This window comes from Methylicorpusculum sp., from assembly GCF_030651835.1.
Taxonomy (GTDB): domain Bacteria; phylum Pseudomonadota; class Gammaproteobacteria; order Methylococcales; family Methylomonadaceae; genus Methylicorpusculum.
The window spans coordinates 36,200-48,740 of sequence record NZ_JAUSBX010000020.1; the positions used below are offsets into that span (position 1 = coordinate 36,200).

Consider the following 12,541-nt stretch of genomic DNA (forward strand, 5'->3'; position numbering starts at 1 on the left):
GCCTCTTCGATTGAGCATTTAAATTTTCCGTCTTGTTGGGCTTCTGGTATATTCCGCGGTGTTTGTAAGATTAATCAACCGGTTTCATAAGCGCGGCTTAGATGCCCCGGAAATGGTATTGCTCTTACAGTAATTTAACGATAACTCTAATCAGGGGCGAACGATGGCGACCGGAATCTATTTGCTGACAACCGTTTTTGTCGGTTATGTAATTTATGAAGTTCTTGGTGATCAGATCAAAGAGCTTCTGAATAAATTTAAAAAATAATAATAATTAAATTCACGGGGGAACTATGACCGAGGTCTTATTTATACTCACTACAATATATGTAGCGTATGTTGTTTATTTGGTTGTCGGCGAAAAATCGTCGGATAGTAAATCGGGTGCTGCTGGATCAATCAAATCCAAAGTATCTCAATTGTTTGCTGAAAAGAGCGCAGCACCCTCTTCTGTTGCAGCAGAAATTCAGCCAGCGGCACAAGTCAGCGAAGCCAAGGTGCCGGAAGCGGCAAAAACTGAAAGCGTTGCTGTTGCAGAAGAAACTGATTTAATAAAAGAGCCGGCAGCGCCAACTCCGGAACCAGCGCCAGCGGTCGAAGCCAAACCAACAGCTGGGATCAAAAAACCGGCTGCTGCGGCTAAAAAACCTGCGGCAGCAAAAGCTCCGTCTGAAGTGCGAAATCCTGAAACCGGTGAGGTTAACGCTTTGCCCAACAACTACCGTTTTGCAAAACGCTGGATGAAAGATGCTTTGGTTAAAGAAGGTCTTTTACCAAAAGTTTATAAGAATGATGAGTTGGATGAAAAAGCCAATAAAAAGATAAAAACCGCCTTCACTAAATTCGCTAAATTGGAACAATACCGGGTTTGATTTTTAAAAACCCAGCGCTGTTTTATGAGGATTCATCGGTGTATTGGGTGCTTCTCAATAAGGTGAATCCTTATAGCCACGAGCCCGCTTGATCTGGATTATTCCATGCCCAGCTTTTTCAAGCGGTAGCGGAAAGAACGAAAGGATAATCCCAATTGTTTGGCGGCTGCAGTCTTGTTCCAGCGGTTCGCGGTTAGGGCCATGGTAATGGCCTTGCGTTCGATATTTTCCAGATAGTTTTCAAGAGACGTTTCCGCCGGATCGAATTCGGGATAATCCGGTAACACATGCGCTTCTATAGGCAGGTTAAGATCATCCTCATCAATCAGTTTGCCGTCGCTTAAAGCAATGGCTCTTTCAAGAATATTCTCCAGTTCGCGCACATTGCCAGGAAAGGAGTAATGCGTTAGGGCTGCGATGGCGGCATCTGAAATGCGAGGTTTCAGGTCGCTGTTTTTAGTCAACGCAGTCAGAATAAAACGCGTCAATTGCTCGATGTCTCCGGAACGCACTCTAAGCGGTGGAACATTCAGGTCAATGACATTGATGCGGTAATACAGGTCTTGCCGAAATAAACCTTCTTGTACCATGACTGCGAGATCGCGGTGGGTCGCGCTCAACAACCGGATGTCGACCGCAATTTCCTGCTGTTCGCCTACCGGACGCACTTTCTTTTCCTGTATGGCGCGTAACAGTTTGACTTGTAATGCGGGCGGTAAATCGGCCACTTCGTCTAAAAACAGCGTCCCACCCTCGGCTGCCTGAAATAAGCCCATTTTGTCGGCAACGGCGCCGCTGAAACTGCCTTTTTTATGACCGAAGAATTCACTTTCCATCAGTTCGGGGGGAATGGCTCCGCAATTGACGGCAATGAAAGGCTTATCGCTGCGCGGGCTCTGTTTATGAATGAGCCTGGCGACCAATTCTTTGCCTGAGCCCGATTCGCCGCTGATATAGACCGGAGCCTGACTGCGCGCCAGTTTATCGATTTTGGTTCTTACTGCCCGCATAACTGGAGATTCACCAATCAGGATTTCGCGGGTCCGTCTGTCTTTGGTGTTGGTTTCAGGGCTTAACCGCAACGCTTTGGTGACGATTTGCCGGAGTACGGATAAATCCACCGGTTTACAGATAAAGTCGAATGCACCGGCTTTCATCGCTTTAATCGCAGTATCCATGCTGCCGTGAGCGGTAATCACTGCAATGGGTATGGGTTTTTCCGAGTTTTGCAAATATTCAACCAGTGCCAAACCATTGCCATCCGGGAGCTTCATATCGGTCAGGCACAGATCCAGCGTGTTTTCTTTTAATGATTGTATGGCTGAACTGATAGTTTCACTGCATATCGTGTCGATACCCATTCGGTTAAGGGTGATACTGAGCAGTTCGCGGATATCCGGTTCATCATCAACAACAAGGGCAAGTGGTTTTTTCATATCTCGATATGTGTGTGCTCTGCATTGAGAAGACTCAGACGAAAGCAGGATTTTCCGCTTTCCGTTTGCCGGTAACTTAAATTGGCCTGATTGAGTTCGGCCAGTTCTCGCGATATATAGAGCCCAAGGCCCGTGCCATCAGGCGAGGTCGTGAAGAAAGGTTCAAATAAATGCATCTTGTCCCCTGGCGAAATACCGGCTCCCTCATCAATGACGTCTATCTGCAACAGGTCATGATAAGAGCCTATTTTTAAGGTTATCTTGCCCCGTTCAGGACGTCCGTATTTTAGGGCATTGAGACACAGATTATCCAAAATTTGTTTTAAATGTCCCGGATCGATCAATGCATTGGCCGGTGTAGTTTCAATGGCAATATGAAAGGCATCTTTCTTGATACCCTGCTCCAAAACAAAGTTTGCAAGATAATCGTTAAGCCATTTGGACAGCTCGATTTTTTTGCGGAGTGAGGCATTTCTTCTCGATAACTGAAGTATATCTTCTATGATCCGGTTTACCCGTTGGCTGTGCTGTTGAATGATTTCGGTCAGTCGTTTGTCGACCGGAGGTAAATCGGGATTTTCCGACAGCAATTGTCCGGCATGGCTAATAGCGCCTAGAGGGTTACGGATTTCGTGCGCGATACTGGCGGTCAGTTGACCCAGCGAAGCCAGCTTGCTTTGTTGAAGCCGCTGATTATATAAGGCAATGTCTTCCAAGATGATCATATGGAAAGTTTCATGTTGGGTTGGCAGCGTCATCAAACGGATCTGAATTTCACTTTGGTTGTCGATCATAATCAGGGCGAAGTCTTGTTCAGGATCGTCTAGCCAGTGCTCGTAAGCCTGTTTGAGTGCTTCGGAAAGATTATCCAGATGGTGAGGCATTTTCGGGTGATGCGTCAGCTTTAAGGCGGCGCCATTGCTCATCTGGATTTGCCGGTTGGTGTCCATGATGATGATGCCTGACTGTAAATGCTGGATGATGTATCGGTTGAGTTCTTCAAGGGTGTGAATCGTCAGTTGCTGCTCATGGGCAAGTTGAACCGTTTTTTCGGTTCTTTGAGCCAGGATATAGGACAGTAAGGCAATGGTAAAAAATGAAGCGCCCAACATCCCCGCATAAGTATAGGAACTGGTCTCGGTAAAATGGGTTTGGACTGAATAGACCTGTTCTGCCAGCACGGCAAGACTGGCTATGGCGGCGAAAAGCATCGCGCAACGTCCGCCGATCAACAGTCCTCCCGATGCAATCGAGACCGCTAGCAGAACGCCCACACCGCTGCTGATGCCTCCGCAGGCATGCATGATCAGGGTTAACAGCACAATGTCAGTGAAAATTAAGATTTGTGCCTGAACGGTATACGCCGTGAGTCTTCGAAAAACGCAGACGCCGGAACCAAAGGTGATAAACAGATAACAGAGACTGCTGTAGACAAACAGTAATTGGTCATGAGAGCCGAGGATTGAAGGTCCAACCCGGCTGTAAAAGAGCATAATGAAGACACCGCCTAGAATAAAGCGATAGACGAGATAAACTTTTAACAGTAGCCAGGCCTGCTGGCTGGGAATGCCGTAGTTTTTGGAAAAGGGGCAGGGATAAATATTTTCTTGCGTATTTTCAGACATAAACTTTATAAAACATGGCGTTTTGCCGCGACTTGGTTAAAATAACGTTCATCTTTTTCGCAAAGAAGACAGATGCAGGCATAACAAATGACAAGCATGACAATTCTGTACTGATCGCCAACAATCAGAACATGCATCCTCTAACGTCCCTAAACATGAAGCGGCCTTGTTTGATCCTGGCGCTCAAATAGTGAAATCTTTACTGGGTAAGCTGAGATTATTGATTAATCCTATCAATGACTTATTGTTATTGCCTGCTGTTGCATCTTTAAAAATGCCAGCCACTGCTGACACGCAATTGTTTAATCATAGCACCGTTGTTTTAGAAAGAGAGACTTCGGGCTATCCAAAGTTTTACCCAACCAGGAAATAAACGATGAATATTCATGAATATCAAGCCAAACAATTGTTCAAGCTTTACGGTATTGCCGTTCCTGATGGATTGCCGGCCGAATCACCTGGACATGCCGAGCAAGTCGCACGGGAACTGGGAGGGAGTGCCTGGGCTGTCAAGGCGCAGGTTCATGCCGGAGGAAGGGGAAAAGCGGGCGGTGTCACGATTGCCAAAAGCTATGAAGATATAGCCGAGTTCAGCCGTAAAATTCTGGGCACTCACTTAGTGACTAAACAGACAGGGCCGGAAGGATTGCCGGTTGAAATGGTATTCGTTGAAAAAACCAGTCAAATTGACAAAGAGTTTTACCTCAGTTGTCTGGTCGACAGAGGCAGCGAACGGGTCATTTTTATTGCATCTTCCGCCGGCGGAATGGATATAGAAGAAGTGGCGGAAACATCACCGGATCAAATTGTGACCTTTGAAGTCAGTCCGGCCGCAGGTCTTCAGCCTTATCAATGCCGCAATGTGGCTTTTGCGTTCGGTTTTAAAGGCGATCAACTCAAGAAGCTCGAAAAAATAATGTCCGGCATGTACACGCTGTTACTGGAAAAAGACGCCAACCAAATTGAAATCAATCCTCTGGTGACAACCGATACCGGCGACCTGCTGGCACTGGATGCCAAAATCAATTTTGACGACAATGCCCTGGCCGCTCATGCCGATATTACAGCGATGCGAGACGCAGGGCAGGAAGATGAGAAAGAACATAAGGCCCAACAGCATGGACTCAATTACATCACTCTGGACGGCACTATCGGCTGTATGGTGAACGGTGCAGGATTGGCCATGGCCACCATGGATCTGGTCAAATTGAAAGGCGGGAAACCGGCCAACTTTTTGGATGTGGGCGGTGGTGCCAGCACTGAGCGGGTAGCCGAAGCCTTCAAACTTATTTTATCGGACAAAAATGTCAAAGCGGTTTTAGTGAACATTTTTGGCGGCATTGTCAAATGCGACATTATCGCTGAAGGTATTTTGGCGGCGGTTAAAGAAGTGGGTGTTAACGTGCCGGTTGTCGTCAGGCTGGAAGGGACCAATGCTCCGGCAGGAAGAAAAATACTCAGTGAATCAGGACTTAATCTAATCGCAGCCGAAGATCTTGCCGTTGCTGCAGAACAAATTGTCGCTTTGGCGGAGGGTGTATGAGCATATTGATCAATAAAGCAACAAAAGTTATCTGCCAGGGATTTACCGGTAAACAAGGTACTTTCCACTCACAGCAGACGCTGGATTACGGGACTCAACTGGTTGGCGGTGTAACGCCGGGCCGTGGCGGCGACACTCACCTGGGTTTGCCGGTTTTCGACACTGTTGAACAGGCGGTGCAAATCACCGGTGCGGAGGCGAGCGTAATTTATGTGCCGCCATTTTATGCGGCCGACGCTATTCTTGAAGCGTTTGATGCAGGGATAAAAGTCATTGTTTGTATCACCGAAGGCATACCGGTGCTGCATATGTTACGCGTCAAAGCGGCTATGGCCGGAACCGACACTGTTTTGATCGGGCCCAATTGTCCCGGCGTCATCACACCCGGCGAATGCAAAATCGGCATTATGCCGGGATTCATTCATCAGCCCGGTAAAGTCGGGATAGTTTCACGTTCCGGCACGTTGACTTACGAGGCGGTTCATCAAACTACGCGCGAAGGGTTAGGACAAAGCACCTGTGTTGGCATAGGTGGTGATCCTATTCATGGGATGAATTTTATTGACGTGATCAGCCGTTTTCAGGCCGATGATGCAACGCACGGTATTGTCATGGTCGGTGAAATCGGCGGTAGCGAAGAGGAAGATGCGGCCGAATATATCAAAGCTCATGTCACCAAACCTGTTGTCGGCTATATTGCCGGGCAAACTGCACCTCCCGGCAAACGCATGGGACATGCCGGAGCTATCGTAACCGGCGGCAAAGGCACGGCGGCCGGTAAAATTGCTGCGATGAAAGCAGCCGGTGTCGACGTGGTCAGTTCGCCAACCGATATTGGTGTGGCAATGAAAAAAGCGTTGGGTTAAAAACGATAACGTTGTAGTCAGGATGCAGTGAAGCGGAAGTCGGGCCTGGTTAATTTCCCGGTTCTGCTTCAGGCGGACTAATTGTGTTGCAGATTTCCAAGGCGTCAATCGCGATCCAGGGATTGCTCCTACGAGAGCTCCCGTTTCCAGGGTGAAAACAATTTCTTATGAGCGCTACGACGACTCTCAAACTGGCTATTGCGCAAACCAATTTTCTGGTTGGCGACATCAAGGCCAATACCGCTAAAATCATCAATCAAGCACTGTATAGCCGCGACCGGCTTGGTGCCGATGTCGTGATCTTTCCCGAATTGCCGGTGACCGGCTATCCGCCCGAGGATTTGCTGCTGCGACCGGATTTCATTGCCATGGCTCAACAGGCGGTGGATACGATTGCCGGACAGGTCAGCGGGATCGATGTGGTGGTTGGATATCCCGAGCAAACCGACGGTAAGCTCTACAATACCGCTGTGGTCTGCCGGTCGGGTGAAATAATCGCGCGTTACCGGAAAAATGCGCTGCCCAATTACGGGGTGTTCGACGAACAGCGTTATTTTTCGGCCGGTTCCGATACGGCCTTGTTTACTGCAAAAGGGCGGGCGTTGGCGTTGACAATTTGTGAAGATGTCTGGCAGCCTGGGCTGATCGCCAAAAACCGGCTGGCCGGTGCCGATATTATTCTGACTTTGAACGCTTCGCCGTTTCACGCCGGAAAAATCCATCAGCGTGAGCAGATTGTCTGCGATCAAATCAAAGAGGCCGGAATCCCTCTGGTTTATGTGAATCTGGTTGGCGGACAGGATGAATTGATTTTTGACGGGGCTTCTTTCGTAGTTGATAGCGACGGTTCGGTCGTCTTTCGCGCAGAAGAATTTCAGGAACAACTCAGTGTGGTCGAGTTTTCCGGCAATAAACCGTTGAGATCGGTTTGTGCGCCGATTTATCAGCCGGTAACGAGTGAATATCAGGCCTTGGTGCTGGGTATTCGCGATTATGTCGCCAAAAATGGTTTTAAAGGCGCGCTGCTGGGATTGTCCGGCGGTATTGATTCGGCATTGGTACTCGCTTTAGCGGTCGATGCGCTGGGCGCAGGTCAGGTCGAAGCGGTTTTGATGCCTTCGCGGTACACGCACATGATGAGTATCGAGGACGCCGAGTTGGAAGCGCAGGCTTTGGGTGTTAATTACCACGTTATCCCTATAGAACCTGCGGTCACCGCCTTTGCCCAAATGCTGGAACAGGCTTTTGCCGGTAGCGCCAAAGACACGACCGAAGAAAATATCCAAGCTCGCTGCCGCGGCGTCGTGTTGATGGCGTTGTCGAACAAGCAAGGCAAATTATTGCTTACAACCGGAAATAAAAGCGAAATGAGCGTGGGATATGCGACGCTTTACGGCGATATGGCCGGTGGTTTTGCGCCGATCAAGGATGTGCCCAAATTATTGGTTTACCAACTGGCCCGTTACCGTAACAGCATCAGTCAGGTTATTCCCGAGCGGGTGTTGATCCGGCCGCCTTCTGCCGAACTCGCCCCCGATCAGGTGGATCAGGATTCACTGCCGCCTTATGATCAGCTGGATGCGATTTTGGAGCGTTATGTGGAGCGGGACCAGTCGGCGGAGGAGATCATGGCTGCCGGGTTTGCCAGGGACGATGTCTATCGGGCTATCAGTCTGGTCGATAGAAACGAATACAAACGGCGTCAATCACCGCCCGGCATCAGGATTACCCCCAGAGCCTTCGGACGGGATAGACGTTACCCGATTACCTCAGGATACAAAGGCGTGAACTAAAGGCTCATCGCACGGCTTATTTCCTGCCAGAGTGCTTGATAAGCCTGTACCGAGCGAGCGCTGTTTTTACTGAATGCAGCCAATGGCATGCGCTCGCTGCCCATCCGTTCAATATCGCTGGCATAAGGAATATAAGTCGCCAGTATTTCAGGGTGTTGAACGGGCAGGGTGAGCATGATATCCAGATGCATTTTTTTGCGTTTGTCCACCATCGAAAAAAACGGCATCAGTTTGAGTTTTTTCAGTTTTTTATCGTGCAAAAAAGCTTTCAGTTGTTCCAGTGTGCGCTGCGATAACGTGGTGGGAATCACGGGTGACAAGAGCACGTCCGCTGCTTCGAATATCGCTTCGGACAGCAGTGAGATAGTCGGCGGGCAATCGAGAAAGATCATGTCGTAGTTGTGTTTCAAAGGAGCCAGTAATTTGTGTAAGCGTTCGGTGGGCTTCTTTTTGCCATCAAGGATCAGGTCCAGATTACGAAACGAAAAGTCGGCCGGCAGTAAATCCAATCCCTCAAAATCAGTGCCTTTGATCAAGTCATCCAAATCCAGTTGACCGGCAACCAGGTTTTTGCTGCTGCCCTTGATTTTTGGCTTGATTCTAAAGTAATAACTGCTGGCCCCCTGAGGATCAAGATCCCAAACCAGGGTGCGATAGCCTTGTTTGCTGGCCAGAAAAGCCAGATTGACAGCCGTGGATGTTTTACCAACGCCCCCTTTAATGTTGAATGCCGCTATGGTTTTCATGGCTCAAGCCGCTCCGCATTTAAAAAGGGTTTCGAAAATAGTGTGGTTATCCGCTTGGTTAAATTCATTAAACCGCCCATCAAATGCTGATCGCGTTTCAATTTTCTGTTTCCCCAATGCTTCTATCAACGCGCCCATGGCTAAAAGGGTTTGTGGTGAATCAGTTTGACTATACATTTCTTTGCCCAATTCCTTGAGCGTTTGTTGTTGTATCTCTAAATCCTGATAGGTACCCAAAATTTCCTGAAATTCCTTGAGTGAGCGAATCAGCATCTTAATGGTTGATTCAGGATAAAGGCTTTGGAAAAATTCCATCAGGTACCTCAGCTTTTTGCAGGTTTTTCTTAAGGTGTGCAATTCTGAGGGCTGAGCATCCTCTTTAATGGCGCCAGCCTGTTTGATGACTTTTTTGTAAATAGTCCATATGCGTCGATCGGCCAGGGATTTAACCGGGATTAAGGCCTGTGTCTCATCCGGCTTTTTGATGGCGGCTGAGCGGATGTAATCTTCCCATTCAATCAGCGGGGCGTAATAATCGATAGACTTGAGTTTATCAACCAGTCCGGCATGGACCGCCCGTTTTTTTTGCACCATAAAATCATACAGAGGATCCAGGTCTGCTTTCATGGTATCCGGCAGATGGTTTTTAAATGTTTCAAAATGAAGCAGATAAATGTCTAAATCTCGCGGTTCACTGGTTATTTGTCCTAACCAGGAAAAATAGCTTGAGAACCGTTTGGTCTGGGCGACTGGCAAAACCTGTTTAAGCTGGGTCAGGCCTGTCCGGGTACGTCTGACGGCAACCCTGAAGTCATGCAGGAATTCGCTGTCAATATCGGCAATCACGCCTTGTTCATTGAGTTTGAGCGTCTTCAATAAATGGCTGTAAATATATTTGACGGCAATGTCGGCCCGCATGTCCGGCGCCAGTTTAATATTTAATTTGGAGGAATAATCCTTGGGTTTGCGGCCTTGGGTTTTCAGTGCGTCAACTAAAACCGGCTCTTGCGTTGGCATCAAGCCCAGATTCGATAACAGCTTTGACATGCGTTTAAACGCTTTATCATAGCCTTTGACGGGGTCAAGAATGACCCGGGATTGAATCGGATCATAGTGTTCAATAGTCATTTTAAGAACGGTTTTGGCATCACTGTTATGAATATGCAGTTGATAACAGGTGTAGTCCAAGGTTGTGATTTGCATTAGCGCGCGCATGTCCAGTAAAGGACGCAATAAATCACGAAGTTCCGCTTGACTGAAATCGTCAGCAAAAGAAGGCACTTGATCCGCCTGAACTGAGTGGACGATATTGTCGGAATCCGCTTCTTTAATAAACAGCATCGATGAAAGACGGGACTGATCATATTCGCAGATCAGGTTCTTTCTGTATAAACGCCAGTCAAAACTGTCATAAAATGTTTTTAAGGCAAAATGTTGAGTGACCAGTTCCAGAACGGTCTGTTTTTCAAGTTCCAGCAACAGTTTATCGATGCTCAGATGACCTGGTAATTTAAAATGTAAAGGCATGATGAGTGTGTTAGATGACTAAAAATAAACGTTTGGTTACTTGTACCGAGACGGTTATTGTCATAAATTTTTGATTTTAGCAAGCTAATATTAAAAAACCATGACAAAGTGCCGTATGTTCCTGTGTTACTTTGATGTATCCATTTTTTAATTTAATTGGTAGGTATCTGCTCACCCCCTCCAATTTTAGTGGGTGTAGGTGGTTGATTGAAAAGGCTTCTGCAACAGGAATGTTGCAGATAGCTACAGGGACGTATTGATGCGTCCTTTGAAATCAAGCACCTATACCCTTAATTCAAAGCGGGCGAGTAGTTACATGGGTAGCCGGATGATGCAAAGAGAGTTATTTATATTAAGACATGCCAAGTCGGATTGGGGAATAGAAACGGATGATTTTAACCGTCCATTGAAGAAAAAAGGCAAAAAAGCTGCGCTGCGAATGGGCTTATGGCTGAAGCAGGAAGACCTTGTTCCTGATTGTATCATCACTTCACCCGCGGTCAGGGCGCTTAAGACTGCGCAATTGGTTTGTGAGGCCATGGCTTTTGATAGGCGCTCAGTCATTAAAGATCCTCGGGTTTACGATGCCGATGTGGCGTCATTACTGCTTGTGTTGGCCGAACATTCGAAGACTTATCGGCGTGTTTTATTAGTCGGACATAATCCTGATCTGGAAGCGCTTTTAAGCTATCTCGCTGACAAGGTAGACGTGCCGCCGGACGGAAAATTGTTTGCAACAGCAACACTGGCAAGGCTCATGATGCCGGATGACTGGACACACTTAACCCGCTCATCAGCGAAGTTATTGTTGCTTATTCGAGCCGCTGATTTACGATCTGAAGAGGATCCTGATTAACGGCTAACTTGGCTGACAGGAAATAAATGGTCTGACGAGTGCGATTTTGCAAGCCTCAGTTGGACGTTTGCGGCTTATATACTTCGCGCGGTCATGTTTGCGGCTTTTATGGCAATGCTATTTTGTTCGAGAGCAAGGCGCGGAAACAGGCGCATAGCAAGCTATGTAACTGTTTTCGCAACGCTGCTATCGGACAAAAGAGCGCGTCAGAAAACTGCAAATGTGACCGCGCGAAGTATAATCCTGGATTACTTTTAAAAGAGTGTTGGAAGAGGGGAGCGGATGAAATTCGACAAATACACACAGATAAGCGGATTTTTTTTAGCCATGCTGGCTGCTCAAGCCAACGCTCTTCCGGTTGTTGATCCCGGTATTCCCGAATATCAGCGAGTGGGCGGAATTTCCGGAAATCTTTCCAGCGTCGGTTCTGATACGTTAGGTAGCTTGATGACACTTTGGGCGGAGGAATTCAGACGCGTTTATCCCAATGTCAATATCCAGTTTCAGTCGCTGGGTTCTTCCAGTGCTTCGCCCGCGTTGTCGGAAGGAACCGCTAATTTGGGGCCTATGAGCCGAAAAATGAAAGACAGTGAGTTGGAAGCTTTTGAAAAAAAATTCGGTTACAATCCGTTGGCTGTGCCGGTAGCCATTGATGCCTTGGCTATATTTGTCAATAAAGATAATCCAATCAGAGCGTTAACGCTCCCTCAAGTCGATGCGATGATGTCTTCAACCCGAAGATGCGGTCATCCCTTCGATATCATTCGATGGGGGCAGGTGGGGCTTGATGGCATTTGGCGGGGAAGATCGATACAGCTTTATGGGCGCAACTCAGTTTCAGGAACCTATGGGTATTTTAAAGCGCAGGTCTTGTGTGGCGGCGATTTCAAAAATAATGTCAATGAGCTGACGGGCTCGGCATCAGTGGTACAAGCTATTTCTGTTTCTCTAAACAGCATTGGTTATTCAGGGATTGGTTATGCAACATCGGGAGTAAAAAGTGTTGCTTTGGCGATTAAGCCAGGTATGAGCTACGTTGAGGCCACGCCCGCAAATGCCATTAACGGAACCTACCCACTTGCCCGCTATTTGTATATTTATGTGAACAAGCACCCCACTAAACCCCTGGCGTCCATGGAGCTTGAATTTCTGAAATTAGTATTATCCAGACGTGGGCAGGAGATGGTGATCAAAGACGGTTATATTCCTTTGCCTAAAGAGATGATAGACAAGATTTTGAGTTCTCTTGACTCCGGTTATAAGAACTGAACCTGTTT

10 protein-coding genes are annotated in these 12,541 nt (G+C 47.6%); 6 read left to right on the plus strand and 4 right to left on the minus strand.

Annotation, left to right across the window (positions count from 1 at the left end):
* The first annotated feature begins 293 nt into the window (after nt 1–293).
* Nucleotides 294–872: a hypothetical protein gene (locus Q7V32_RS02475; protein WP_304895410.1), complete on the plus strand. Its 579-nt coding sequence runs from the start codon at nt 294–296 to the stop codon at nt 870–872.
* Nucleotides 873–970: 98 nt separating this feature from the next.
* Here Q7V32_RS02475 and Q7V32_RS02480 read toward each other — a convergent pair whose 3' ends face one another.
* Together Q7V32_RS02480 and Q7V32_RS02485 are read right to left on the minus strand one after the other, a co-directional pair.
* Complete coding sequence (locus Q7V32_RS02480) at nt 971–2,308, minus strand: sigma-54 dependent transcriptional regulator (protein ID WP_304895411.1); 1,338 nt, start codon at nt 2,306–2,308, stop codon at nt 971–973.
* Nucleotides 2,305–3,933: a PAS domain-containing sensor histidine kinase gene (locus tag Q7V32_RS02485; protein WP_304895412.1), complete on the minus strand. Its 1,629-nt coding sequence runs from the start codon at nt 3,931–3,933 to the stop codon at nt 2,305–2,307. The genes Q7V32_RS02480 and Q7V32_RS02485 overlap by 4 nt, the downstream gene beginning before the upstream one ends.
* 376 nt (nt 3,934–4,309) lie before the next feature.
* Between Q7V32_RS02485 and sucC the strand changes: the two genes are divergently transcribed.
* The 3 genes from sucC (at nt 4,310) to Q7V32_RS02500 (ending at nt 8,135) form a co-directional block, all read left to right on the plus strand.
* Complete coding sequence (gene sucC / locus Q7V32_RS02490; RefSeq protein ID WP_304895413.1) at nt 4,310–5,476, plus strand: ADP-forming succinate--CoA ligase subunit beta; 1,167 nt, start codon at nt 4,310–4,312, stop codon at nt 5,474–5,476.
* Entirely contained in the window at nt 5,473–6,342 is an 870-nt protein-coding gene (gene sucD, locus Q7V32_RS02495; RefSeq protein WP_304895414.1) for a succinate--CoA ligase subunit alpha, read from the plus strand. Before sucC ends, sucD begins: the two co-directional genes overlap by 4 nt.
* A gap of 167 nt (nt 6,343–6,509) precedes the next feature.
* Nucleotides 6,510–8,135 (plus strand): NAD+ synthase, encoded by a 1,626-nt coding sequence (locus tag Q7V32_RS02500; protein ID WP_304895415.1) that lies wholly within the window; start codon nt 6,510–6,512, stop codon nt 8,133–8,135.
* On the opposite strand, the gene Q7V32_RS02505 is transcribed toward Q7V32_RS02500, so the two are convergent.
* Nucleotides 8,132–8,881, minus strand: a complete 750-nt coding sequence (locus Q7V32_RS02505; protein ID WP_304895416.1) for a ParA family protein — start codon at nt 8,879–8,881, stop codon at nt 8,132–8,134. The two genes, Q7V32_RS02500 and Q7V32_RS02505, sit on opposite strands and share 4 nt — an antisense overlap.
* Nucleotides 8,882–8,884: 3 nt before the next feature.
* Complete coding sequence (locus Q7V32_RS02510) at nt 8,885–10,408, minus strand: CHAD domain-containing protein (RefSeq protein ID WP_304895417.1); 1,524 nt, start codon at nt 10,406–10,408, stop codon at nt 8,885–8,887.
* Nucleotides 10,409–10,667: 259 nt separating this feature from the next.
* Here Q7V32_RS02510 and Q7V32_RS02515 point away from each other — a divergent pair, with 259 nt between their 5' ends.
* On the plus strand, nt 10,668–11,264 hold the full coding sequence (locus tag Q7V32_RS02515) for a histidine phosphatase family protein (RefSeq protein ID WP_304895418.1): 597 nt from the start codon (nt 10,668–10,670) through the stop codon (nt 11,262–11,264).
* A 282-nt stretch (nt 11,265–11,546) separates the two neighbouring features.
* Nucleotides 11,547–12,533 carry a PstS family phosphate ABC transporter substrate-binding protein gene (locus tag Q7V32_RS02520; RefSeq protein WP_304895419.1) on the plus strand — a complete coding sequence of 329 codons (987 nt, stop codon included), beginning with the start codon at nt 11,547–11,549 and terminating at the stop codon, nt 12,531–12,533.
* Nucleotides 12,534–12,541: the final 8 nt, after the last annotated feature.

Coding starts and splice junctions, on each gene's coding strand:
- Q7V32_RS02475 (WP_304895410.1), top strand. CDS start 294: ATGACCGAGGTCTTATTTATACTCACTACAATATATGTAGCGTATGTT.
- Q7V32_RS02480 (WP_304895411.1), bottom strand. CDS start 2,308: ATGAAAAAACCACTTGCCCTTGTTGTTGATGATGAACCGGATATCCGC.
- Q7V32_RS02485 (WP_304895412.1), bottom strand. CDS start 3,933: ATGTCTGAAAATACGCAAGAAAATATTTATCCCTGCCCCTTTTCCAAA.
- sucC (WP_304895413.1), top strand. CDS start 4,310: ATGAATATTCATGAATATCAAGCCAAACAATTGTTCAAGCTTTACGGT.
- sucD (WP_304895414.1), top strand. CDS start 5,473: ATGAGCATATTGATCAATAAAGCAACAAAAGTTATCTGCCAGGGATTT.
- Q7V32_RS02500 (WP_304895415.1), top strand. CDS start 6,510: ATGAGCGCTACGACGACTCTCAAACTGGCTATTGCGCAAACCAATTTT.
- Q7V32_RS02505 (WP_304895416.1), bottom strand. CDS start 8,881: ATGAAAACCATAGCGGCATTCAACATTAAAGGGGGCGTTGGTAAAACA.
- Q7V32_RS02510 (WP_304895417.1), bottom strand. CDS start 10,408: ATGCCTTTACATTTTAAATTACCAGGTCATCTGAGCATCGATAAACTG.
- Q7V32_RS02515 (WP_304895418.1), top strand. CDS start 10,668: ATGCGTCCTTTGAAATCAAGCACCTATACCCTTAATTCAAAGCGGGCG.
- Q7V32_RS02520 (WP_304895419.1), top strand. CDS start 11,547: ATGAAATTCGACAAATACACACAGATAAGCGGATTTTTTTTAGCCATG.